This window comes from Streptomyces avidinii, from assembly GCF_014650695.1.
Taxonomy (GTDB): domain Bacteria; phylum Actinomycetota; class Actinomycetes; order Streptomycetales; family Streptomycetaceae; genus Streptomyces; species Streptomyces avidinii.
Genome location: NZ_BMVL01000014.1, coordinates 77189 through 101888, shown reverse-complemented (window position 1 = coordinate 101888; position 24700 = coordinate 77189). Strand labels below are relative to the sequence as shown.

The following is a 24700-nucleotide window of genomic DNA, read 5'->3' as shown; positions in this document are numbered from 1 at the left end:
GACAGGCTGGAGGCAGGCTTCGGCGGGGCGTGGTGAGGACACTCTCCGCTACGGCATTTCGATCACAGCGATCACTCTCCCGGGCGCGGCCGCGCGGCCCGCGCCGGATCGGCCGCGCGGCGCCGCTCGCGCCGCGCCGGGCCGTCCGTGCTCAGGCGACGGCGGACCCGGCGACCCAGTCCGCCCAGGACATGTTCCAGCCGCCCAGCCCGTTGTCGGGGGCGACCGTCTTGTCCTGCGAGTTCACGACCTCCACCACGTCCCCGATCAGGGTCCGGTCGAAGAACCAGCCGGCGGGGGTGTCGGAGCCGCCGCCCTTGTCGTCGCGCAGGCCCACGCAGCCGTGGCTCAGGTTCGTGGTGCCGAAGCTGTCGGGGCTGGACCAGTAGTTGCCGTGCAGGAAGGTCCCGGAGGCGGTGAGCCGCATGGCGTGCGGGACGTCGGGGATGTCGTACTCGCCGCCGAAACCGACGGTCTGGCCGTTCATCCGGGTGACGTCGAACATCTCCATCACCACCATCTTCCCGTTGTAGGTGGTGGTCTTGGGCGCCCCGGCGCTGATCGGCACGGTCGACACCAGCTGCCCGTCCCGGCGGACCTCCATGGTGTGCGCGGCCGCGTCCACGGTGGAGACCTGGGAGCGGCCGACGGTGAAGGTGACGGTCTTGTCCTGGATGCCGTACGAGCCGGGCGCGCCCTCGATGTCGCGCAGGTCCATCTTCACGGTGACCTTGGTGCCGGACTTCCAGTACTCCTTGGGCCGGAAGTCGAGACGGTCGCGGCCGAACCAGTGGCCGACGACCTGCACGCCGGGATCCGACGTGACGGAAATGGCCCGCTCCACTTCGGCGCGGCGCTCGATGGCGCGGCTGAACCGGAAGGAGACGATCATCCCGGTGCCGACGGTCGAGCGGTTCTCGGGCTTGAAGTAGCCGATGAACCGCTCCTCGGGAACGTAGGTGGTGAAGGTGGTGTGGCGGGCCTGGCGGCGGTCGTGCCCGTCGAGGGCGACGGCGTCCACGGTGTACTTGGCCGCGAGCGCGAGCCGCGCGGACGCGGGCTCGGGGCTCCAGCTGAGCCCGTCGGGGGCGATGGAGCCGGGCACCTGCTCCTGCTGCGCGTCCTCCACCTTGGTGACCACGACCCGCTCCAGGCGGCCCTCGGGCACGGTGACGGACAGTCGGCCGTCTGCGGGCACCGCCTTCGCGTTGTCGTCGGGGGTGATGCGAATGGCCTCGTCCGGCGAGCGGGGTTTGCCGGGCAGTTGGATCTCGACCGGGGCCCTGCCGTCCTGGGTGCATCCGGCCAGGCCGCCCAGCAGGCCCGCCCATGCCGCCACGGCGGCCAAGCCCGCCCCTGCCCGCCTCGTCAGAAGTGTCACGATCCCTCCAACGACCGGGCGGTGCCGGGGAAACGTGAGCGCGGGCGACGTTCCGGGCAGATCTGTCCGGGCAGAACAGTGGGAAGGACCAGACGGGGGCGGGCCCAGGCCGGGACGCCGGGGCCGCACTCTCCCCTACCCCCGCCGGTACCCAGGAGCCGTGGAGGCGGGCAGTGTCGAGCGCAGCCGAGCAGGAGGCGGTGGAAGCCGTCAGCAATGCCGTCGGAGCGGTGCGGAGCGGCCAGGCCGCGCCCGTACCGCAGATCGACGGCCGACCGGAGGAGCGGCCGAAGGAGCGGCCGAACGGCCAGGTCAGGGGCCAGGTGTCACGGGTGCAAGCGCGCCCCGGGGCACCGGTGTGGCCAGGGTCCTCCCATCCGCTGGGGGCCCGGTTCCACCACGGTCCGGGCGGGACCGCGGGCACCAATTTCGCCCTGTGGGCACAGGGCGCGGAGGCGGTGGAGGTGTGCCTCTTCGACGAGGCCGGCGCCGAGACCCGCTGCGCCCTGACGGAGCACACCCACGAGATCTGGCACGGGTTCGTGCCGGGCGTACGCCCCGGGCAGCGGTACGGATTCCGGGTGCACGGCCGCTGGGACCCCTGGACGGGCGCCCGGTACAACCCGGCGAAGCTGCTCCTGGACCCGTACGCGCGGGCCGTGGACGGGGACTTCACGCTGCCCCCCGAGGTGTACGCGCACGTCCGGGACTGGCCGCAGCAGTACATCGCGGACACGGTACGCGACGACCGGGACTCGGCGCCGTTCGTCCCGAAGGGCGTGGTCGTCCACGATGACGACGACTGGGCGGACGACGTCCGGCCGAAGACCCCGTGGGCCGATTCGGTGATCTACGAACTTCACGTGCGCGGCTTCACGATGCGCCATCCGGGTATTCCCGAGGAACTGCGGGGCACCTACGCGGGCCTGGCGCACCCGGCGGCGATCGAGCACCTGACGGGGCTGGGCGTGACGGCGGTCGAGCTGCTGCCGGTGCACCAGTTCGCGCACGAGGACCACCTGCTGCGCCGGGGGCTGCGCAACTACTGGGGCTACAACTCGGTCGGCTACTTCGCCCCGCACGCGGGGTACTCGTCGAGCGGTACGGCCGGGCAGCAGGTCGGGGAGTTCAAACGGATGGTCCGGGCCCTGCACGCGGCCGGGATCGAGGTCATCCTCGACGTGGTCTACAACCACACGGCGGAGGCGAGCGAGCTGGGTCCGACCCTGTCCCTGCGCGGGATCGACAACCGGGGCTACTACCGGCTCCAGTCCGACCAGCGGCGCTACGCCGACTACACGGGCTGCGGGAACACCCTGCACGCGGGCCGCCCGCACGTGCTGCGGCTGATCACGGACTCGCTGCGCTACTGGGTCACCGAGATGGGGGTGGACGGCTTCCGCTTCGACCTGGCGGCGGCGCTGGCCCGCTCGATGCACGACGTGGACATGCTCTCGCCGTTCCTCGCGGTGATCGCACAGGACCCGGTGCTGCGGCGGGTCAAGCTCATCGCCGAGCCGTGGGACGTGGGTTCGGGCGGCTACCAGGTGGGCGCCTTCCCCCCGCTGTGGACGGAGTGGAACGACCGCTACCGGGACGCCGTACGGGACTTCTGGCGGGGCGCGCTGCCCGACGTTCGGGATCTCGGGTACCGGCTGTCGGGGTCGAGCGACCTGTACGCGTGGGGCGGGCGGCGGCCGTACGCCTCGGTGAACTTCGTGACCGCGCACGACGGTTTCACCCTGCGCGACCTGGTCAGTTACGAGCGCAAGCACAACGAGGCGAACGGGGAGGCGAACCGGGACGGGACCAATGACAACCGGTCGTGGAACTGCGGGGCGGAGGGCGAGAGCGACGATCCCCGGATCGGCGTGCTGCGCCGCCGCCAGCTGCGCAACCTGCTCACCACCCTGCTGCTGTCCACGGGTGTGCCGATGCTGGTGGCCGGCGACGAGTTCGGGCGGACGCAGGACGGCAACAACAACGCGTACTGCCAGGACAACGAGACGGGCTGGGTGGACTGGTCGCTGCTGGAGGATCCGGCCTGGCGGTCCCTCCTCGCCCTGGCCTCCCGGCTGATCTCGCTGCGCCACGCCCATCCGGTGCTGCGGCGGCGGGCGTTCTTCTCGGGGCAGTCGCAGGGCGCGGACGGGCTGCGGGACCTGGCCTGGTTCACCACGGCGGGTGCGGAGATGACCGAGCGGGACTGGTACGCGCCGGCCGCCGCGCTGGGGATGTACCTGTCGGGGCGGGACATCCCGGGCCGCGACGAGCGGGGCCGGCAGGTGACGGACGACAGCTTCCTCGTGCTGCTGCACACCGGGGACCGGCCGGTGCCGTGGGTCCTGCCGGGGGCGCCGTGGGCGGAGGAGTACGAGGTCGTCCTGGACACCTCCCTGGAGACCCAGTCCGACCCTCCCGGCACCCGCCACCGCGGCGGACTGGCCCTGACGGTCCCGGCGCGATCGGTGCTGCTGCTGAGGGTGGTGAGCTGAGCCCCGGCGGCCCGTGACGCCCCTGCCGTCCTGCTGGTTCCGGACGTACCCGTACATCCGGAACCAGCACCCTCGTTCGTACTGCGATGATGTGTTCGACATCGTCTCGGAGGGGGTCCCTGCATGGGCAGAGTCACGACCGCGCTGCAGGAACTGCGCGGTGCGCAGAAGTCGGCGAAGGGGGTTTCGCTCTACTCCCGGTTCGTGAACCGGCCCGTCGGCCGGTACCTGGCCGCCGGTTCGTACGCGCTGGGGCTCACCCCGAACCAGGTGACGCTGATCAGTGCCGCCTTCAGCTTCGCCGCCGTGGCCGCGGTCGCGCTGGCCGCGCCCTCGTGGGGGCTCGGGATCGCGGTGTGGGCCGCCCTCGCCGTCGGCTTCGCCTTCGACTCCGCGGACGGGCAGCTGGCCCGGCTGCGCGGGGGCGGCAGCGCGGCGGGCGAATGGCTCGATCACGTCGTGGACGCCGCCAAGCTGACGGCCCTGCACTCCTGTGTGCTGATCGCCTTCTACCGCTTCCCCGAGGCGTACGGGACGGGCGGTGACGGCTGGCTGCTGGTGCCGCTGGGCTTCCAGTTCGCCGCGGTGGTGACCTTCTTCGGCGGGCTGCTGACCGAGAAGCTCAAGCCGAAGCCGGCCCCCGGCAGCCCGGCGGCCGCGCCGTCGACCGCGCGCGCCGTGGCCCTGCTCCCCGTGGACTACGGGGTGTTCTGCCTGGTGTTCGTACTGCTCGGCGGCGGGAAGCTGTTCGCCTGGGCGTACGCGGCACTGGGCGTGGTCGCCGCGCTGTTCCTGCTGGCGTTCCTCGCGAAGTGGTTCCGGGAGCTCAGCGCCGTTCGCCGGTGACCTGGCCCGGGACCGCGGCTGGTTCCGCGAGCGCGTCCAGGGCCCGGCGCAGCTGGGTGCTGGACGTGTGCACGGTGTAGGGGAAGTACACGACGTCGACGCCGTGGGCGGCGAAGTCCTTCTCCAGCCGGTCGCCCTTGGGGGTGCCGCGCCAGTCGTCGCCCTTGAAGATGACGTCGAAGCGGACCTGCTTCCAGGTCTCCACCTTGTCGGGAACCGTCTCGACGAAGGCGGCGTCGACGTACTTCACGCTGCGGACGATCTCCAGCCGCTCGACGAGCGGGATCATCGGGCGGCGTCCCTTGGCGAGCTCGGCCATCTCGTCGGAGACCACACCCGCGACCAGGTAGTCGCACTGGCTCCGGGCGTGCCGAAGGATGTTGAGATGGCCGATGTGGAACAGGTCGTAGGCACCGGGCGCGTAGCCGACGCGATACGGCCTGCGCGAAGGCGCGGCAAGGTCGGACATGTCGTGCTCCGTCATCATTTACCCCCAGCGGCCACACCCCCCGGTGCAGCGGATTAGCAGACAATAGCGTGCACGTTCCGCACCACGTTGGTGAACGAATAGGGTGACGTGCGCATCATCCAGGGGAGAAGGGGACGCTCAGTGTCCAGATCCGGTCACCGGCGCATGCTGCTGGTTTCCACCAATTACGCTCCGGAGCACGCGGGGATCGGCCCGTACGCCACCCAAATCGCGGAGCACTGGGCGGATCTCGGTCACGAGACCCACGTGCTGGCGGGCATGCCGCACTACCCGGCGTGGTCGCTCGAACCGGAGTACAAGGGCGCCTTCCGGCGCACGGAACAGCGGGCGGGCGTGACCGTGCACCGGCGCGCGCACACCGTTCCGCGGCGTCAGACCGCCGTGAAGCGCGCCCTTTTTGAAGGATCGATTCTGCTGCACGGCGCCGTGGCCCCGCCCCGGATGCCCAGGCCCGACGCGGTCCTCGCCCAGATGCCCAGCCTGGCCGGCGGGGTGCTCGCCGCCCGGCTCGCGGCCCGGTGGAAGGTCCCGTACGTCCCGGTCGTCCAGGACCTGATGGGCGCCGCCGCCGCACAGAGCGGGATCAGCGGCGGTGACAAGGCGGCCGTGATCGCCGGCCGCGCCGAGGCGTACGCCCTCAAGCGGGCCACGCTCGTCGGCGTCATCCACGAGACCTTCGTGGACCGGGTCGTCGGCATGGGCGTGGACCCGAAGAAGATCCGCCTCGTCCCCAACTGGTCGCACGTGTCCGTGCCCACCAAGCCCCGCGGGGAGACCCGCCACCACCTGGGGTGGGCGCCGGGCGAGACCGTCGTCCTGCACTCCGGGAACATGGGTCTCAAGCAGGGCCTGGAGGTCCTCGTGGGCGCCGCCCGGCTGGATCCGAGTGTCCGCTTCGTCCTGATGGGCGACGGCAGTCAGCGGGCGGCCCTGTCCGATCTCGCAGCGGATGTGCCGAATCTGGACATCATCCCCCCTGCCGCTGACGGCGAGTTCCCGGATATCCTCGCCGCGGCGGACGTTCTCGCGGTCACGCAGCACGCCGCCGTGCTGGACATGAGCGTCCCGTCGAAGCTCACCTCCTACTTCCAGACGGGCCGGCCCGTCGTCGCCTCCGTGGCGGCGGAGGGCGGGACCGCCCAGGAAGTGGAACGCTCGGGCGCGGGGGTACTCGTACCTCCGGAGGATCCGGAGGCCCTGCTGAAGGCCGTCCGGGCCCTGGCCGAGGATCCGGAAGGCGCGGACGCACTGGGAGCGGCCGGACCCCGCCACGTGGCGGCCCATCTGAGCCGCGAAGCGGGCCTGGCCCGCATCGACGCACTGATAGACGAAGCACTTGGGGGACCGCGGCCGTGATCGAGACGAACCGCCCTGCAGCGGCACCGGCCGACGACGAACCCGATCTCCTGAGAGATCAGTTCCGGCAGCTCCTGCGCTACCGCAGGCTCATCGGCGCGGGCATCGGGATAGGCCTGCTGGGCGGCGTCTACCTCGGCATCTCCACGGCGGACACCTATGTCGCGACCGCCGACGTCGTCCTGCGCGCGCCCACCGACGACCCGTTCAACCCGAGCCTCGCCCCGGACAAGGCGATCAACATCGGCTCGGAGCGCCAGGTCGCGCTCAGCTCCTCCATAGCCAACGAGGCGGCGAAGAAGCTCGGCGTGGGCGCGTCCGGCTTCGCCGCCCTGCGCAGCGGGCTGCAGGTCACCAACCCGCCGCAGACCATGGTGCTGCGCTTCACGTACACCGCGGACTCCCCCAAGGAGGCCGCCAAGCGCGCCAACACGATGACCGAGGCGTACCTGCTGAAGCGGCAGGAGGCCCTGGACGCCACCCGCGACAAGATGGTCAAGGGGTACAAGGAGCAGCGCGACCCGATCGCCAAGCAGCTCGACGAGCTGTCGAAGGAGATCGCCCGGATGCCCGCCGGCGCCGGACGCGACGCCGCCAGTTCCTCGAAGACCGACCTGCAGAGCGAGGTCGGCGGCTACAACACCAAGATCACCAAGCTTGAGGCCCTGGACATGACCCCGGGCCGCGTCACCAGCGCGGCCACCGCGCCCACCGCCACCGACGGCCCCGGCATCATCATGTCCCTCGCGCTCGGCGCGGCCGTCGGCCTCGCGCTCGGCCTGCTGGCCGCCTGGGTGCGCCTCGTCTTCGACCCGGCCCCGCGCTCCGAGGGCGACGTGGCCCGGGCGCTGCGCGCACCCGTCCTGGGCTACCTGCCCCGGGACCGGACGGGCGGCGGACCGCTGCTCGCCGCCGGCGAGGCCGATCCCCGGCTCGCCGAGGAGTACCGCTCGGTGGCCTTCCGCCTGGCCTACGACGCCCGCTTCGCCGACCGGCGCCGGCTGCTCGTCGTCGCTCCGCGCGGCAGCAGCGAGACCGCCGCCGCGGTGGCCGTGAACCTCGCCGCCTCCTTCGCGGAGACCGGCAAGGACGTGCTCCTCATCGAGGCGGACCTGCGCACCCCGGTCCTGGCCAGCCAGCTGCCGACGGACGCCGGCGGCCGGCCGCGCTGGAGCCAGACCCCGGGCAGCCCGTCCGCGGGCGGCCGTCACTCGGACACCGAATGGCCCGACGGACGCCAACTCGTCGTGGACGCCGGGGAATCCGGATCCTTCGACCTGATCCCGGGCGAGCGGGCCCGCAACGTCCCGCGTTCGCTGACCTCGGCCCGCGCCACCCGGTTGATCTCCGAGGCCGACTCCCCCAACGCCACCGTCGTCGTGCTCGCGCCGCCCGTGCTCTCGTACGCCGACGCCCTCGCACTCGTCGACCGCGTCGACGGCGTCCTGGTCGTCTGCGACCCGCGCGCCGTGCACCGCACCGACCTGTCCCGGATCCGCGAGCTGATCAGCGGCGCCGGCGGCACCGTGCTGGGCGCGGTGCTGCACGCGCCGCTGCCCGGCGAGAAGCGCGGCCGCAGCAAGGACAAGGGCGGCCCGGCGCCGGTCGGACCCGGCGCGGGTCCCGGGACCGCCGCGAAGTCCGGCAAGCCCGTGCCGCAGCCGCAGCCGATCCCCTACGAAGTGGCCGAGCCCGAACAGCACATCCCCGGTGACGGCACCGACACCGTCGCGCTGCGCACCGTCCGCATGGGCCGCAGATGAGCCGACGCGGCCTCGCCGCCGTCGCGTCGGTCCTGGACCAGGCCGCCTCCAGCGCCACCAACATCCTGGTGCTGGTGCTGGCCGCCCGGCTGTCCTCGGCGGCCGGGTTCGCCGACTTCTCCATGGTGTACGTGACCTTCAGCGTGCTCCTCGGACTGAACATGGCCTACGTCGGCCAGAGCCTGGTGCTGGAGAAGGGCGACCGGCTCGGCGCCGAGTGCCGCTCCGCGGTGGGCTTCACCGCCGCCGCGTCGGCCGCCGTGGGCGCGCTGCTGCTGCTGGTGGGCCTCGCGCTGGCCGCGGCCACCGGGACGGCCTTCCTCGCGCTGGGCCTCGTACTGCCGTTGGTGCTCCTCCAGGACGGCCTGCGGTACTGCTTCTCCGCGCTGCGCGCCCCGGAACGGGCGCTGGCCGCCGACGCGCTGCGGCTGGCGTGCGTGGTCGCGGCGCTCGCGGTGCAGCCCGAGGGGGCCTCGGCCGGGCGGCTGGTCCTCGCCTGGGGGCTCTCCGCGCTGCCCGCGCTGGCGCTCGGGCTGTGGCTGCTGCGGCCGTACGTGCGCGGCGTGCGCGGCGACCTGCGACCGTACCTGCGGCGGGGTCACCTCGGGCAGCGGTTCGTGGTCGAGTTCGCGGTGGGCAACGGCTCCAGCCAGCTCGCCGTACTGGGCCTCGGCGTCTTCGCGACGCCGCTGGCCGTCGGTGCGCTGCGGGGCGCGACCACGCTCTTCGGGCCGCTGAACGTGCTGTTCAACTCCGCGAACGCCTTCGGGCCGCCGGTCCTCGGGCGGCTCGGCGGCAAGCGCGCCACGGTCCGGGCCACGGCCGCGCTGGGACTCGTACTGGCGGCGGTCGGCGCGGGCTGGGCCACGGCCCTGTACCTGCTGCCGGACCGGCTGGGCCGGGAACTCCTCGGCGACACCTGGGCGGGCGCGTCCGCGCTGCTGCCGGCCACCGGGGCGCAGTACGCCGTGATGGGGCTCGGCACGTGCGCCCTGCTGACCCTGCGGGTGCTGGCCCCGAAGGCCACCCTGTCCCTGCAGGTGGTCTTCTCGCTGCTGTCCGTGGGGCTGCTGCTCGGCGGGTACGCGGTGTGGGGGGTGGCGGGCGCCGCGTGGGGCCTGGCGGCCGGCTCGGCCCTCAAGGCCCTGGCCGCCTGGTGGCGCGTCACCCGCCTGCCGGCCGCCGCCGGCTCACGGGACACCGAGCCCGTGGCTGCCGCCTGACCCGCTCGCGCGCAACGATGAGCCCCACCGGACCGCCGTGCCCGCTGCGCGGGCTTCTCTCCCCGCCCCGCCCTTCACCGTTCCCCGGGCGCTGCCCGGACCCGGTCCTCGAACGCCGGACGGGCTGAAATACCCGGGAAGCGGCGGCGCGGGCAAGGTGCGGGCGGCCACCCGCAACGGCGGCGCGGTCAGCGCAGGGTGGTGGACTTGTCCGTGCGGTAGGTCGCGACCAGCGCGAGGCAGAGAGCCGCGATCGCCACCCGCCCGGACGCCTGGAGCAACGGCCCGCGCAGCAGGATGAACGAGTAGCCCGCGACCAGCGGAACCACCACCGAGATCAGGCTGCCCGGCGGGCTCCGCCGCGTCGCACGCTTCGCGTAGCGCCGGTCGACGCGCGCGGAGGCGTACCCCATGCCCAGCAGTCCCGCGCCCATGCCCAGCGGACCGAAGTCGAGCCACAGCTCCGCCCAGATCGGCGAGGAGAGGTTGGTGTTGACCGTGCCCATCCACTGGCCGACCATCACGCCCGTGTCCCGCGGCTTGCCGGGCCACACCGCGCGCGGCACCGCGAAGAAGATCGATCCCGCGAGCTGGCGGCCGTAGAAGTGGCCGGGGCCGGAGTTCGAGAAGGTGATGGTGTTGGCGAACATGCCGATCTGGTCGTAGTCCTTGAGGGCCATCGGCTCCAGGAAGGACGTGGTCTCGACCGGCCGGTAGTTCTTCTCGTCGTAGCGGAAGCGGTCCGCGAACGGGAAGATCAGGAGCGCGACGACCACCGCCATGGACAGCGCGACCCGGTACATCGCCGCGCTCACCGGGAAGACGGTGAACAGCAGCGCGAACATGACCGTCAGGAACCAGTACCGCGGGTTCGAGATCGGGTTGTTGACGATCAGGTTGAGGCCGGCGAGCGCCGCCCACGTGACGATGACCGACACCTTGCGGCGGGCGAACTTCGAGGTGATCAGCCAGCGGGTGTACAGGAGCAGCGCGAGCAGGGCCGGTACGGTGCCGAAGCCGCGCAGCAGGGCCTGGCCGGCCTGGCCGTCGCCGTTGGAGACGCCCGCCTCCTCGATGCCGGCGATGATCTCCTGGCGGCTGGAGAAGAAGACCGCCGGGCCGCCGAGCTTCATGATGAAGACGGCGCTGCACAGGAACGACAGGCCCGTCAGCAGCTGGAGCCGGCGCCGGTGCGCCATGACGGGCTTCGACGCCTTCTGGGAGCCGCCCGCCCGCCCGGTCGGCCGGTGCCGGGCCAGCAGCACGCCGACGTCGAAGGCCGTGCAGCCGAGCAGCACGAGTCCGACGGCGACGGTCAGGTCGGAGCGCGGGCCGACGACCGGCGTGGGCACCTGGCCGAGGACGGCCTGCGCGAGCGGGGCCACCCCCATGGCCATGTAGACGAAGAGCCAGAAGGAGCCCTGGAGCAGCTTGCGGCGGCTGGTGAGGACCATCGCGGAGAGCCGGGCACCCGCGTACATGGTGAGCAGCAGCTGGAGCCAGAAGGCCGCGTCGCGGACGCCGGCGCCCGACTGGAGGGCGACGAACAGCGGCAGGAAGACGGTGAAACCGAGGGCCAGCGGGACGGACAGGGCACGCGAGAGGAGGGTGCGCGGGAGGGTGGCCCGGCCCCACAGGCTCTCGTCCTCGAAAGGGGACGGAACGGGCTGCTTCGCGGGCGCCGCGGAGGGCTTGCGTATGTCCGTCGTCACTGCCGCCCCCACCCGATGTGCCTGGTCCGCGCGCAGTCTAGTCTGAGCGGGCCACGCCCGGGGAGGCGGCGGCGCGGGGGTCCCCCCGGACGAAGCCCGGGGGAGCAGATGGGGGCGACAGTTGCGGGATCTTCCTTCCTTCACGCTGGCCGGGTACGACAAGGGGCGCGGGCTGCTGACGCAGGCGCTCTGGTTCGCCGTGATGAACACGCTGTTCATGAGCTGGTTCTGTCCGGCACGGCTGCGGGTGGCGCTGCTGCGCGCCTTCGGGGCGAAGATCGGCGAGGGCGTGCTGATCCGGCACCGGGTGCGGGTGCTGTGGCCCTGGAAGCTGACGGTCGGCGACCACACCTGGATCGGCGAAGGCGCCTGGCTGCTGAACCTGGAGCCGGTCACCATCGGGGCGAACGTGTGCGTATCGCAGGAAGCCATGCTGTGCACCGGTTCGCACGACCACCGGGCCGCCGACTTCCGCTACCGCAACGCGCCGATCGTGGTCGAGGACGGCGCGTGGGTGGCCGTACGGGCGACCGTGCTGGCCGGGGTCACGCTGGGGCGCTGCGCGGTCGCGGGCGCCGGTTCGGTGGTCCACAAAAACCTTCCTGCACTGACCCTGCAGACGATGGACGGGCAGCGCCGCCCGGTCGAGGAGCCCAAGTGAGAGTCCTGCACGCCGTCACGCTCCACTCCCCCTCGCACGCCTTCGGCGGCCCTGTCCGGGTCGCGCTGAACCTGGCGAAGGGGCTGCGGGCCCGGGGGCACGAAGCGCGGCTGCTGGCGCTCGGCGAGGGCTTCGAGGAGTGGCCGACCGATGTGGAGGGCGTTCCGGCGAAGCTGTTCCCGGCACGCCGGCTGCTGCCGCTGGGCTTCAGCGGAATGACCTCGCCGGCCCTGCTGGCCTCGGCCGGCCGGCTGGTGCGGGACGCCGATGTCGTGCACGTCCACCTGGCACGTGACCTGGTGACGCTACCGGTGGCCCTGGCCGCACTGCGGGCGGGCAAGCCGCTGGTGCTGCAGACCCACGGCATGGTGGACCCGAGCGAGAAGCTGCTGGCCAAGGTGCTGGACGCGGTGGCGGTACGCCGCCTGCTGCGCGGCGCGGACGCGGTGCTGTACCTGACCCCGCACGAGCGGGAGGGGCTGGACGCGGTGGTCGGCGCTCCGCTGGCGCAGGCGGTCCGCCTGGTCAACGGCACCCCGGCACAGGAGGAACGGCCTGCCCTGAGCGGGCCGCCGCGCATCCTGTACTCGGCGCGCCTGCAGGCCCGTAAGCGGCCGGTGGACTTCGTGGACGCGGCCCCGGGGGTCCTCGCCGTCCACCCGGACGCCCACTTCGTGGTCGCGGGACCGGACGAGGGCGAACTGGGCGCCGTACGGGCCCGGATCGGGGCACTGGGCCTCACCGACCGGTTCACGGTCCCGGGGGCCCTGTCCAGCGCGGAGGTCCTCACCGAACTGCGCCGGGCCCACGTCTACGTGCTGCCGTCGGTGGACGAGCCGTTCCCCATGTCGGTACTGGAGGCCCTCTCCGTGGGCGTCCCCCCGGTCGTGACCCACTCCAACGGCCTGGCCCGCGACATCGCCCGCACCGGCGCCGGCCACGCGGTCGACCCCGGCCCGGCGGGCGTCTGCGCCGCCGTCCTGGACCTGCTGGACCCGACGGCGAACCACAAGGCCTCCCGCGCGGCCCGCGAACTGGCCGCCGAGTCCTTCTCCATGGACGCCGTCCTTGACACCCTCCTCCCGGTCTACGGAGGCATCCGCCGCTGAGGGTGCGGCCCGCATCGACACGGTGCGGGCCGCACCCTCATCCGCACCGCAGTCCCCGTCCGTTCCGGAGGCGGACGGACAGCTGCTGGTCGCGGCGGCGTGGCTGCACGACATCGGCCGGGTCATCCCTTTCGGATCGTGTCGGCCGGGCCCCTCAGATCCGGGAGCGCGGCTTCGATCACGGAGGACCGGAACGCACGAGGGCATCCGCCGGGCCGAGGGCGGCGTCAGATGACATCGCGGCGGTGTTCCTCCACCACCGGGATGGCGCCGCCCGCCGTGCGGCGGCGTTTGTAGATGCTGGTGTACACGGCGAGGCCGATGCCGCCGACCGCCATCATGATCAGGCCGACCAGGTCGAGGTCGACGCTCTCCAGCTCCCAGTCGCTGGCGAAGGTGAGGATGGCACCCACCACGATCAGGACGATGCATCCGCCGATGCCCATGGGTCCGCCTTCCGCTGTCATGGCTGTGACCGCGCGGGTACCCCGGTTCCGGGTACGAAAACGCCCCCGGGGGCCGGGAGTCCGGTCCTCGGGGGCGTCGGCGTTCGATTACGCGGGGATCCAGGCGTAGCAGCCCGAGGAGTTGAACTCCGCCGTGCCCGCCGGGATCGCCGCCGTGATCTTGTCGCCCGCCTTGGGCGGGGTCTCGGGGCCCGAGGCGAGGACGGAGCCGTCCTTGCCCTTGGCCTCCCAGGTGCAGTTCGTGGCCTGGGTCAGCGCCCGGTAGTTGCCGGCCGCGGGCGAGGTCCGGGGGCCTTCCGCGAAGCCCTTCTCCGCCGCGGCGAGGATCGGCTTCTGCTCCGGGCACAGGAGGTTGATCGCGTCCTTGGCGCCCGCGATCTCGCCGGTGATGACGGCTCCGGTCGCCGCGTCCTTGTCGCGCTTGGCGGTGCGCGCCACCCGCTGGCAGGCGTCCTGGCCGGTCTGCAGAACGGCCGCCGGGTCCATCTTCTCGGGGACCCGACCGCTCAGGTACTGCTTCTCCTGCGCCGTGAAGCTGCCCGTCTTCGGGGTGATCTTCGCGTCGGGAAGGACGGGACCCGTGGGCTTCGCGTCGGCCGCGGAGCCCGACGGCTGCGGGGTGTCCGCGGGGTCGGGGGCCGCCGACGAGGCCGGAGGCTTCGGCTTGGCGCCGGAGTCGGCCTTGTCCCCGCCCGAACTGCAGGCGGTGAGCGTCAGGGCGGCGGCCAGCAGGACAGCAGCCGCTGCGGAGCGTCGGTACATCGGATGGCTCCCGTACTCAAGGGGGTGTACAAGCGGGGCCCGGCCACGTAGAGCCGGGCCCCGCACGCCGTAAGGCGGTTGTTCCGGTCTTCGTCGCTTACTTCGCGCCGAAGGTGAGGACCAGCTGCGGAGTACCCTCCGCCGCCGTGGCCTCGGAGGACCAGATCCACAGCGGGTCGGTGCCCGTGCTCGTCAGGCCCAGGCTGTAGCTGCTGCCCAGCACCGCGGAGAGCGCGGTGGTGTCCAGCTCCACGTTGTGGACGGCGGAGCCGTCCGGCACGCCCGCGATGCTGCCGAGCGGGGTGGTGCCGAGGGTGGGCTTGCTGTTGAAGGCCGTGCCCGCGCCGGTCCAGTTACCGGTGACCGGGACCACCTTCACGGTGTCGGCGGTGCCGGCGCCCGTCTGCGTGGTGGTCTTGATCTGCAGCGAGGCGGACTTCAGGACCTGGCCGGACGGGGCGGCCGGCAGGTTGAAGCGCAGGTACGACTCGTAGAGCGAGCCGCTGCCGCGCACCGCGAGCGAGGTGGACGTGCCGTAGGTGGTGCTCGGGGCGCCCTGGTTGACGTAGGTGTCCTCGGTCGTCTTGACCGCGGAGACCGTGTCGGTGGGGGCCTTGGCCAGGTCGAAGTGGTTCTTGACCTGGGCCTGGGTGAGCGCCGACGGGTAGACGGCCGTCTCGTCGAGCTGGCCGGCGAAGAAGTTGCTCGTCGGGCGGGTCGGCCAACCGGAGAGGTTGTCACCGCCGACGTGCCAGTAGCCCGCGTAGGCAGCGGTGCTGGTGGCGTTCAGCGAGCCCTTGTTCTGGCCGTCGACGTACAGCGTGATGCCGCTGGGGCCCTGGGTGCCGACCACGTGGTGCCACTTGTTGTCGTTGTACGTCTCGAACAGGCCCGTGGAGACGGTCCGGGTCGAGCCGTTGTGGACGCCGAAGACCAGGCGACCGGTGTTGGTCATGTAGATCTGGCGGTCGAACGAGCCACTGTTGCGGGTGGTGTTGTTGCCGAAGCCGATCAGCTTGCCGCCGCGCGTGGTGTTCGTCTTGAACCAGGTCTCGATGGTGAAGTTGCCGACCGTCTGACGGCGGTCGCTGTGCACCTGCTGGCTGGTCCCGTTGAAGCCCATCGCCGTGCTGCCGGAGACGGCGCCGGGCGACTGCTTCAGGGCGGGGGCGTTGACCTGGATGCCGCTGCGGTTGCCCGACACCGAGGAGTCGGCGACGTACGGGCTGACCGCGTCGTCGTAGCGCCAGTACAGGTCGGCGCCGTCGGTGCGGACCTGGTTCGGGTACGACTGGACCGAGGTCGGGACCGTCACCGAGGTGGTGGCCGACAGGGCGCTGGTGTTACCGGCGGCGTCGGTCGCGGTCACGCGGTAGGTGTAGCTCTGGCCCGCCTTGACCGTGGTGTCGTTCCAGGAGGCCTGGGGGCGCTCCCACTCCAGCGAGCTGGCGGTGACCGTGGCGGCCGGGGTGGCCGAGCCGTTGCGGTAGATGCGGTACGTCAGCTTGCTGTCGTCCGCGTCGTAGCTGGTGCGCCAGCGGACCTGGGCCTCGCCGGGCTTGACGCTGGAGGCGCTGGCCACCGGGGTGGTCGGGGCACCGACGTCGCCGGTGGAGGCGAAGCGGGTCAGACCCTGCTGGGCCTTGCCGTTGATGAGGGTGAACTCACCGCCGACCCACATGTACTTGACGTCGTTCTTCTCGGCCACGGACATGACGCGCGGGCCGATGCCCTCGCCGATGCCGTCGTTGGCCGTGGGGTGCCAGCCGAGCTTGCCGGGGCCGCGCACGAACCCGTCCACGGGCGCGGGGGCGGCGCCTTCGTGGTTGGTCGGCTGGGCCAGCAGGAAGTTCCGCTTGCCGTCGGGGAACTCCAGCTCGGTGGAGCAGTCGTGCCCGTGCGAGGAGCTGTAGAGCACTCCCTCGTACGGCAGGACGTACTGGGTGGCGCCGAGGCAGCGGTCGCGCCACTTCTCGGTGAAGTCACTCAGGCGCAGGCCGATGCGGCCGTCGAAGACACCGCCGCCGGAGCCCTCGTGGCCCGTGTAGAAGCCGGTGTCGTCGGTGGAGATGTCCTTGACGACCGAGTTCGACGGGATGTTGCTGTACGTCTTGGTGACCGCACCCGTCGTGGCGTTGACCACGGCCAGGGCGTGGCTGTTGGAGTTGTTGACGGTGAAGAAGTCGCCGCCGAGGAGGACGTTCTTGCCGTCGGGGGTGACCTCGACCGCGCGGCCCGGCTCGTCGACGTTGGCGACGAAGGGCTTGAGCGCACCGGTGGAGGCGTCCACGGCGGCGAACCGCTCGCGGGTCTGGCCCTCGACGGTGTTGAAGTCGCCACCCGCGTACAGGGTGTCGTCGGTGACGGCGAGCGCGCGCACGGTGGCGGGGAAGCTCGGGTGGAACGATGCCTTGGGGGTGCAGCTCGCGATGTCGATGGCTGCGAGGCTGGAGACCGGGGTCCCGTTGACCGCGCCGAAGGAGCCGGCCGCGTAGAGGGTCTTCTTGTCCTTCGAGACGACCAGCGCGCGCACCGTCGCGGTGCCGTCGCCGATGGTGAAGGCCAGCTTGCAGGAGGTGGGGTTGCCGGTCGCGGCGTCGAGCGCGACGAAGTTCACGGCGTCCTGCTCGGCTCCGGCCGCGCCCTCGGGCGGGCGGACTGCCGAGAAGGTACCGCCGGCGAAGACGGTGCCGTTGGCCTGGGCCATGGCCCAGACGATGCCGTTCGGCTGCCAGGTGGGCAGCTCGTCGGCGGTGAATGCCACAGGCGGCGTGATGGCGGACGCCTGAGGCATCAACACCAGGCCTATGCCGGTACCCGCACCGGCCAGTGACAGGACGAGGGCAGCAGTCAGCCCTCTGGATCTACGCATGAGCCCCCCAGGGCAATCGCCCGGTTTGATGGCTTGAACTATCCGAACAGCCATATGTACTGGCGCAGACTAGGGCTCACGTGAAGGCCCGGTCACCTCTCTTGACCCATTGCATACCAAGTTGGAATCAACAGGTTCAACATGAGGGCGCACAAGGGACATACGGCAGGTTTACCCCGGCCATACCCGCGCAGAGCTGCGACGTATGGCCGGAACACGGCAAACCGTAGGGGAAATATAAGGCCTCAGCGGTCGATCCGGACCGTCACGCCCGCCAGTTGGTCCTCGACCTGGCGGATGTCGGCGTCCACCATGATCTGCGCCAGCTCCGCCACCAGGACCGTCGGCTTCCAGCCAAGCAGGTCATGGGCCTTGGAAGCGTCGCCGATGAGGGCGTCGACCTCGCTCGGGCGCTCGTACTTGGAGTCGTAGCGCACGTGCTCGGTCCAGTCGAGGCCGGCGTGCGAGAAGGAGGACTCGACGAACTCGCGGACGGTCGCGGCCACTCCGGTCGCGACGACGTAGTCGGTGGGCTCGTCCTGCTGGAGCATCCGCCACATGGCGTCCACGTACTCGGGGGCGTAGCCCCAGTCGCGCACCGCGTCGAGGTTGCCGAGGTAGAGGTGGTCCTGGAGACCGGCCTTGATGCGGGCCACCGCGCGGGTGATCTTGCGGGTCACGAAGGTCTCGCCGCGGCGCGGGGACTCGTGGTTGAAGAGGATCCCGTTGACGGCGAACATGTCGTACGCCTCGCGGTAGTTCACCGTGGTCCAGTACGCGAACACCTTCGCGGCGCCGTACGGGCTGCGCGGGTGGAACGGCGTGGCCTCGTTCTGCGGGGGCGGGGTGGCGCCGAACATCTCGGAGGACGAGGCCTGGTAGATGCGGGTGTCGACACCGCTGGCCCGGATGGCCTCCAGCAGCCGCAGCGCGCCGAGGCCGGTCACGTCGCCCGTGTAGAGCGGGGCGTCGAAGGAGACGCGGACGTGGGACTGCGCGCCGAGGTTGTAGACCTCGTCGGGGCGTATGTCGCGGAGCAGGTTCACGAGCGCGACGCCGTCGGAGAGGTCGGCGTGGTGCAGGACGAAGGACCGGTTGGCGGTCTGCGGGTCCTGGTAGATGTGGTCGACCCGCTCCGTGTTGAAGCTGGAGGACCGCCGCACGAGCCCGTGCACCGTGTAGCCCTTGGAGAGCAGGAGCTCGGCGAGGTACGAGCCGTCCTGTCCGGTGACTCCGGTGATCAGTGCGGTCTTGCCCATGGGGTCCCCTTGCTGGTGGTTTCTGTCTGTCGTGGTGAGGCTGCGCCTCATGAGGCTGCGCCTCGGGGTGGGTGCGGAGCGGGCCTTCGGGCGTCGCACCGAACGGCCCTGCCGCGGCCCGGGGGCCGGATTGCGTTACCGTACACGGCTGCTCCCGGACCGCCCCGGCGGGGCGGACGCCCCTGCCCGGAGCTGACGCGGGCCGGGCCGGCCCCGGTTCCGGTCGTCTCCTCGGCGCCGTCCGGGCCCGGGCCGAGGGCCGGCCGCGGCCCGGCCGACGGGCCGGGGCGGGAACCGCGTCGGAGCCCGAGCGGTCCACCGGGGCGGGCTCCGGCCCACGGGCAGGAGCCCGCCCCGGTGGACCCCTGCGACCCCCGCGGGAGCGGACTGGCATCATCGGCGGTATGACAAGTTCGCTGCCGCTCCTGCCCCCGAACGCCCGCGTCTTCGTCGCGGGCCACCGCGGCCTCGTGGGGTCCGCGGTCGTCCGGCGGCTCACCGCCGACGGCCACGAGGTGCTCACCCGGAGCCGGGCCGACCTCGACCTGCGCGACGCCGCCGCGACCGCGGCGTACCTGAAGGACGTCCGCCCGGACGCCGTGGTGCTGGCTGCGGCCAAGGTCGGCGGGATCATGGCCAACAGCACGTACCCGGTGCAGTTCCTGGAGGAGAACCTGCAGATCCAGCTCAGCGTGATCGGCGGCGCCCACGCCGCCGGCGTGGGCCGGCTGCTGTTCCTCGGATCGTCCTGCATCTACCCGAAGTTGGCCCCGCAGCCCATCCGCGAGGACGCGCTGCTGACCGGCCCGCTGGAGCCGACCAACGAGGCCTACGCCCTCGCGAAGATCGCCGGCATCGTCCAGGTCCAGTCGTACCGCAAGCAGTACGGGGCCTCGTACATCTCGGCCATGCCGACCAATCTCTACGGCCCGGGCGACAACTTCGACCTGGAGACCTCGCACGTCCTGCCGGCCCTCGTCCGGCGCTTCCACGAGGCCGCCGCCGATGGCCGTGACGAGGTCACGCTCTGGGGCTCGGGCACCCCGCGCCGGGAGTTCCTGCACGTGGACGACCTGGCCGCGGCCTGCGCCGTGCTGCTCAGCAGCTACGACGGCGACGAGCCCGTCAACATCGGCTGCGGCGAGGACCTGACCATCAAGGAGCTCGCCGAGACCGTCGCCGAGGTGACCGGCTTCCGCGGCCGCCTCGCCTGGGACACGTCCAAGCCGGACGGGACCCCGCGCAAGCTGCTGGACGTGAGCCGCCTGACCTCGCTCGGCTGGAAGCCCGCCGTCCCGCTGCGGGACGGCATCGCCGCCACCTACCGGTGGTGGCGCGAGCAGAGCTGATCGCACAGGCGGCCCAGGTTCCTCAGTACGCTCCGCGACCGTCGACGACGGCGCGGAGCGTGCGGCCCATGACGTCGACATCACTGGTGAAGGACCAGTTGTCGACGTACTGCAGGTCGAGCTGGATGGTCTCGTCCCAGGACAGGTCGGACCGTCCGCTGATCTGCCACAGCCCCGTCATCCCGGGCCGTACGGTGAGCCGGCGCAGCTCGACCTCGTCGTACTTCGCCACCTCCTCCGGCAGCGGCGGGCGCGGGCCGACCAGCGACATGTTGCCGGTCAGTACGTTGATGAGCTGCGGGAGCTCGTCCAGCGAGGTGCGGCGCAGCAGTCTGCCCACCCGGGTGACCCGCGGGTCGCGGCGCATCTTGAACATCAGGCCGTCGTTCTCGTTTGCCCCGGACAGGTCGGCCTTGAGTGCGTCGGCGTCCACGACCATCGTGCGGAACTTCCACATGACGAACGGGGCCCCGTCGCGGCCGATCCGCCGCTGGCGGTAGAAGGCCGGGCCGCGCGAACCGAACCGTATGGCCAGCACGATCCCCAGGAAGAGCGGGGAGAGCAGCAGCAGTCCGGCCGCGGCTCCCACCCGGTCCAGGGCCGACTTGAGCAGGGTCTGCACCCCGCGGCTGACGGGCGGCGCGACCCGCAGCACGGCGAGCCCGCCCGCGGACAGGGTCTCCAGCCGCTTGACGGAGACCTCCACCAGTCCGGGGAAGACCGCGAGTTCCAGCCCGGCGTCGTGCAGGGCCCAGGCGATCCGGCGCAGCCGCTCCCCCGTGATGCGCACGCCGGGGGCCACGAGCACCAGATCGGCGTGGTGGCTGGCGACGGCGCCGAGCACGGCGGCCGAGTCGCTGTTCGGGACCTCGGGGGTCGTTCCGTCGAGCCGCGCCGCCACGGGTACTCCGCTGGCGAGGGGCCCGGTACCGACCGGGACCACGCCGACGACGACGTACGGGTGGTCGGTGCGCGCGGCGAGGTGCGCGATGACGTCCTCGGCCGCGTCGGGCTCGCCGACGACCAGGACGCGGCTCACGGCCTGGGCCTCGCGGCGGGCGGCCGAGAGGTGGCGGTAGGTCAGTTTGTGGACGGCGACGGTGATGAGCAGAGCGGGCAGCAGGGCCCCGAGGGCGGACAGCCGGGGGGTGGCCTCTTCGGTCACCACGCGCGCCACGGCCAGCACGCCGATAAGAATCAGCCAGTCATGTACGACGGGCAGCACACCGCGGGACTCCCCGAGGGCCCGGGACGCGTAGCGCCGGCGCAGCGCCTGCACCCCGGTCCACGCCACGGCGGCGGCCAGGGCGCAGTAGACCGGCCGGACCTGCTGCGCGGCATCGAAGACGAGTCCTACGGGGATCGCGGCGCCGAGGAAATCGGCGGCGACTGCGGCAGGGCGGTACCAACGGGCCTTGTCTCCGAGGCGCCGTGCGGGCGCAAGGGACTCCCGGGCCGCTCTGGCCACTCTTTGCGCAGGAAAATGAACATGCCTCATGGGCCCCCCTGGCACGTGGTCTATGACAACGGCAGGTGTCCATGGCTTCCCCTGGCACCGAACATCTGCCGCACCGGGAAACAGTACGACAAACACCCGTACGGTAAATGCCGTTTGGGTCAACGCAGCCTCTTGTTGCGCAAGTGTTAGCAACCGGTACCTGGTGTTCCGGTTATTGGGCGGCGCAGGAAGGCATACGAAGGTGAATGGTCCGGATACCGGAGTCGCATCTTCGAACAACGGACCGTTTCCGGCCAACCTTTTGACGCGGCCCTGACATCTGACGCTGCGAGTGGCAATCTTCGACCGTTCATCGCACCAGCCCTGTTCTGCCCGGAGGCCCACCCAGCCATCCGGAACCCCCCTTGCAGAAGGAGTCTGCGTTGAGGTCCACCCCCCAGAGGCGTGCCACCGCAGCCGGCGCGCTCGTTGCCGCGGCAGCCCTGCTCGCCGTAGGTATACAGACCGGCACCGCGACCGCCGACGCCACCGCGTCGCAGGCACCCAAGGCCGCCCAGTCCAACCCGGGCGCGGCCAACCGCGCACTCAGCGCCTCGGAGCGTGCGACGCTCCTGGCCGAGGCCAACTCCACCACCGTCCAGGCCGCCAAGGCGCTCGGCCTCGGCAGTGGCGAGAAGCTCGTCGTCCGCGACGTGGTCCAGGACGCCGACGGCACCACGCACACGACGTACGAGCGCACCTACGACGGACTCCCGGTCCTCGGCGGTGACCTCACCGTCCACGCCAAGGGCGGCGTCACCAAGAGCGTGACCAAGGCGACGAACCACGAGATCAAGGTCGCGGACACCAGCGCCACCGTCACCCCGGCGGCCGCCGAGAGCCAGGCCGTCTCCGCCGCCAACGCCGAGGGCTCCAAGGAGGCCAAGGCCACCAAGGGCGCCCGCAAGGTGATCTGGGCGGCCGAGGGCGCGCCGGTCCTCGCGTTCGAGACCGTCGTCGGCGGCCTCCAGCACGACGGCACGCCGAACGAGCTCCACGTGGTGACCAACGCCAAGACCGGCGCCAAGATCACCGAGTGGCAGGCCATCGAGACCGGCACCGGCAACACGATGTACAGCGGCCAGGTGACCCTCGGGACCACCCAGTCGGGCAGCACCTGGAACCTGACCGACGCCGCCCGCGGCAACCACAAGACGTACAACCTCAACCGCGGCACCGGCTCCGGCACCGGCACCCTGTTCTCCGGCCCGGACGACACCTGGGGCAACAACCTGCCGTCCAACCTGGAGACCGCCGGCGCGGACGCCCACTACGGCGCGGCCGTCACGTGGGACTACTACAAGAACGTGCACGGCCGCAACGGCCTGCGCAACGACGGCGTGGCCCCCTACACCCGGGTCCACTACGGCAACGCCTACGTCAACGCGTTCTGGAGCGACTCCTGCTTCTGCATGACCTACGGCGACGGTGAGGGCAACAACAAGCCGCTCACCTCCACCGACGTGGCCGCGCACGAGATGACCCACGGCCTGACCTCGGTCACCGGCAACATGACCTACAGCGGTGAGCCCGGCGGTCTGAACGAGGCGACCTCGGACATCATGGCCGCGGCCGTCGAGTTCTACGCCAACAACCCGCAGGACGTCGGCGACTACCTGGTCGGCGAGAAGATCGACATCAACGGCGACGGCACCCCGCTGCGCTACATGGACAAGCCGAGCAAGGACGGCTCGTCCAAGGACAGCTGGTACTCGGGCCTCGGCGGCATCGACGTCCACTACTCCTCGGGCCCGGCCAACCACTGGTACTACCTGGCCTCCGAGGGCTCGGGCGCCAAGGTCATCAACGGCGTGAGCTACAACTCGCCGACCGCGGACGGCCTGCCGGTCACCGCGATCGGCCGTGACGCCGCCTCGAAGATCTGGTTCCGTGCGCTGACGGTGGGCTACTTCAAGTCGAACACCAACTACGCCGACGCCCGCGTCCAGACCCTGAAGGCCGCCGCGGACCTCTACGGCCAGGGCTCGACGATCTACAACAACGTCGCCAACGCGTGGGCCGGCATCGCCGTCGGATCCCGCATCTCCAACGGCGTCTCGGTCACCCCGATCGCCAACCAGAACACCGTCACGGGCGGTGCCGTCAGCCTGCAGGTCCAGGCCACCAGCACGAACCCGGGTGCGCTGAGCTACGCGGCGACCGGCCTGCCGGCCGGGCTGTCGATCAACTCCTCCAACGGCCTGATCTCGGGCACCGCCACCACCGCGGGCACGTCCAACGTGACCGTCACAGTGACCGACTCGCAGAACCAGACCGGCACCGCGGCGTTCACCTGGACGGTCGGCACCACGCAGCCGAACGTCTTCGAGAACACCACGGACTACCAGATCGCGGACAACGCGACCGTCGAGTCCCCGCTCAACGTGACGCGCACGGGCAACGCCCCGAGCGCCCTCAAGGTGGACGTGAACATCGTCCACACCTACGTCGGTGACCTGGTGGTCGACCTGGTCGCGCCCGACGGCAGCGTCTACAACCTGCGCAACCGCACCGGCGGCAGCGCGGACAACATCGTCCAGTCCTTCACCGTGAACGCCTCCTCCGAGGTCGCGAACGGCACCTGGAAGCTCCGCGTCCGGGACGCCGCCAGCCTGGACACCGGCTACATCAACAGCTGGAAGCTCACCTTCTGACCCCACCGGGGCAGCGTGAACACCGGCTGAGCAGATAGATCACGGGGCCGCCCGGGAGGAATCCTCCCCGGGCGGCCCTGTTCCATGTGCCTTCGACGCCGGGGCGTTTCCGGGCCGGATCAGCCGAGGGCGCGCAGGATGCGGGCGACGAAGCCCTCCACATCGTCCACGTCGTCCTCGTCGTCACGGTCCTGGTCCTGGTCCTGGCTCTGGTCGCCGCGGCCCGGCCAGGTGCCGTTGTCGCCGTTGCCGCCATTGGCGCCGTTGTCGCCGCGGCCCGCGTTCTCGTCGTCCGCCGGCTTGAAGTAGACCGAGACGACCTCCACCTGCTTCGCCCTGCCTCCCGGCTTCAGCACCGCCTCCGCCTCGCCCTCGCAGCTGCGGTTGTCGAAGAGGACCGCCAGCGACTGCGTCTCGTTGCGCACCTCGATGGCCGGCTCGTCGCGGGAGGTGCGCGTCAGCAGGTAGCAGGTGTCGTTGTCGGCGGGCCGGATCCGCCCGTTGCGCGTGGCGCCGCCCGCGTCGAGGTACTCGTAGTGCAGCGTGCCGAGGGCGCGTTCGCCGTGGTCGTCGGCGAGCGACGGCCCGGCGGTGGGCAGGGCGAGCGCGAGAGCGCCGACGATCACGGCGGCGGTCGGGCGAAGACGCATGGGGGGTGTCCGTTCCTCGGGTTCCGGGATACCGGTCCGGTGGCATCCTCGGGCAGCGTAGGAGCGGGACACATCGCCGGAACGTTTCGGCAGACCCTGCGCGAGCGTGGTTCACCCGGGAGGCCGGGCGGCGCGCACCTGCAGTGCGCCGCC

18 protein-coding genes are annotated in these 24700 nt (G+C 71.6%); 9 read left to right on the top strand and 9 right to left on the bottom strand.

Annotated features, from left to right (window positions below):
* Positions 1-151: 151 nt before the first annotated feature.
* The gene (locus IE257_RS29760; protein WP_189973042.1) at positions 152-1372 is read right to left on the bottom strand and encodes a L,D-transpeptidase; all 1221 of its coding nucleotides are present in this window, start codon (positions 1370-1372) and stop codon (positions 152-154) included.
* 332 nt (positions 1373-1704) lie between these two features.
* On the opposite strand from IE257_RS29760, the gene glgX reads away from it, so the two are divergent.
* On the top strand, positions 1705-3876 hold the full coding sequence (glgX, locus tag IE257_RS29755) for a glycogen debranching protein GlgX (RefSeq protein WP_229920739.1): 2172 nt from the start codon (positions 1705-1707) through the stop codon (positions 3874-3876).
* A 123-nt stretch (positions 3877-3999) separates the two neighbouring features.
* Positions 4000-4722: a CDP-alcohol phosphatidyltransferase family protein gene (locus tag IE257_RS29750; protein ID WP_189972970.1), complete on the top strand. Its 723-nt coding sequence runs from the start codon at positions 4000-4002 to the stop codon at positions 4720-4722.
* On the opposite strand, the gene IE257_RS29745 is transcribed toward IE257_RS29750, so the two are convergent.
* On the bottom strand, positions 4703-5191 hold the full coding sequence (locus tag IE257_RS29745; protein WP_189972969.1) for an FAD synthase family protein: 489 nt from the start codon (positions 5189-5191) through the stop codon (positions 4703-4705). The genes IE257_RS29750 and IE257_RS29745 overlap by 20 nt on opposite strands.
* 165 nt (positions 5192-5356) lie before the next feature.
* On the opposite strand from IE257_RS29745, the gene IE257_RS29740 reads away from it, so the two are divergent.
* Genes IE257_RS29740 through IE257_RS29730 form a run of 3 tightly spaced genes read left to right on the top strand, consistent with a single transcriptional unit; the run spans position 5357 to position 9554 of the window.
* Positions 5357-6568, top strand: a complete 1212-nt coding sequence (locus IE257_RS29740) for a glycosyltransferase (protein ID WP_189973041.1) — start codon at positions 5357-5359, stop codon at positions 6566-6568.
* Positions 6565-8331 (top strand): lipopolysaccharide biosynthesis protein, encoded by a 1767-nt coding sequence (locus IE257_RS29735; RefSeq protein WP_189972968.1) that lies wholly within the window; start codon positions 6565-6567, stop codon positions 8329-8331. Before IE257_RS29740 ends, IE257_RS29735 begins: the two co-directional genes overlap by 4 nt.
* Positions 8328-9554, top strand: a complete 1227-nt coding sequence (locus IE257_RS29730) for an MATE family efflux transporter (protein WP_189972967.1) — start codon at positions 8328-8330, stop codon at positions 9552-9554. Before IE257_RS29735 ends, IE257_RS29730 begins: the two co-directional genes overlap by 4 nt.
* Positions 9555-9742: 188 nt before the next feature.
* On the opposite strand, the gene IE257_RS29725 is transcribed toward IE257_RS29730, so the two are convergent.
* Complete coding sequence (locus IE257_RS29725) at positions 9743-11266, bottom strand: hypothetical protein (RefSeq protein WP_189972966.1); 1524 nt, start codon at positions 11264-11266, stop codon at positions 9743-9745.
* 121 nt (positions 11267-11387) lie between these two features.
* Here IE257_RS29725 and IE257_RS29720 point away from each other — a divergent pair, with 121 nt between their 5' ends.
* Both IE257_RS29720 and IE257_RS29715 read left to right on the top strand, forming a co-directional pair.
* Positions 11388-11927 carry a WcaF family extracellular polysaccharide biosynthesis acetyltransferase gene (locus IE257_RS29720; RefSeq protein WP_189972965.1) on the top strand — a complete coding sequence of 180 codons (540 nt, stop codon included), beginning with the start codon at positions 11388-11390 and terminating at the stop codon, positions 11925-11927.
* Positions 11924-13036: a glycosyltransferase gene (locus IE257_RS29715; protein ID WP_189972964.1), complete on the top strand. Its 1113-nt coding sequence runs from the start codon at positions 11924-11926 to the stop codon at positions 13034-13036. The genes IE257_RS29720 and IE257_RS29715 overlap by 4 nt, the downstream gene beginning before the upstream one ends.
* Positions 13037-13263: 227 nt before the next feature.
* On the opposite strand, the gene IE257_RS29710 is transcribed toward IE257_RS29715, so the two are convergent.
* The 4 genes from IE257_RS29710 to gmd form a co-directional block, all read right to left on the bottom strand.
* Entirely contained in the window at positions 13264-13482 is a 219-nt protein-coding gene (locus IE257_RS29710) for a DUF6458 family protein (RefSeq protein WP_189972963.1), read from the bottom strand.
* 108 nt (positions 13483-13590) lie between these two features.
* Positions 13591-14265 (bottom strand): hypothetical protein, encoded by a 675-nt coding sequence (locus tag IE257_RS29705; RefSeq protein WP_189972962.1) that lies wholly within the window; start codon positions 14263-14265, stop codon positions 13591-13593.
* Positions 14266-14362: 97 nt separating this feature from the next.
* Entirely contained in the window at positions 14363-17137 is a 2775-nt protein-coding gene (locus IE257_RS29700) for a CBM96 family carbohydrate-binding protein (protein ID WP_189972961.1), read from the bottom strand.
* A 245-nt stretch (positions 17138-17382) separates the two neighbouring features.
* Positions 17383-18396 carry a GDP-mannose 4,6-dehydratase gene (gene gmd, locus IE257_RS29695; RefSeq protein ID WP_189972960.1) on the bottom strand — a complete coding sequence of 338 codons (1014 nt, stop codon included), beginning with the start codon at positions 18394-18396 and terminating at the stop codon, positions 17383-17385.
* Positions 18397-18800: 404 nt separating this feature from the next.
* Here gmd and IE257_RS29690 point away from each other — a divergent pair, with 404 nt between their 5' ends.
* Positions 18801-19745, top strand: coding sequence for a GDP-L-fucose synthase family protein (locus IE257_RS29690; protein WP_189972959.1), 945 nt, complete (start codon positions 18801-18803; stop codon positions 19743-19745).
* A gap of 22 nt (positions 19746-19767) precedes the next feature.
* Here IE257_RS29690 and IE257_RS29685 read toward each other — a convergent pair whose 3' ends face one another.
* Entirely contained in the window at positions 19768-21243 is a 1476-nt protein-coding gene (locus IE257_RS29685) for a sugar transferase (RefSeq protein ID WP_189972958.1), read from the bottom strand.
* Positions 21244-21626: 383 nt separating this feature from the next.
* On the opposite strand from IE257_RS29685, the gene IE257_RS29680 reads away from it, so the two are divergent.
* Positions 21627-23897, top strand: a complete 2271-nt coding sequence (locus IE257_RS29680) for a M4 family metallopeptidase (RefSeq protein WP_189972957.1) — start codon at positions 21627-21629, stop codon at positions 23895-23897.
* A gap of 119 nt (positions 23898-24016) precedes the next feature.
* Here IE257_RS29680 and IE257_RS29675 read toward each other — a convergent pair whose 3' ends face one another.
* The gene (locus IE257_RS29675) at positions 24017-24547 is read right to left on the bottom strand and encodes a hypothetical protein (protein WP_189972956.1); all 531 of its coding nucleotides are present in this window, start codon (positions 24545-24547) and stop codon (positions 24017-24019) included.
* Positions 24548-24700: the final 153 nt, after the last annotated feature.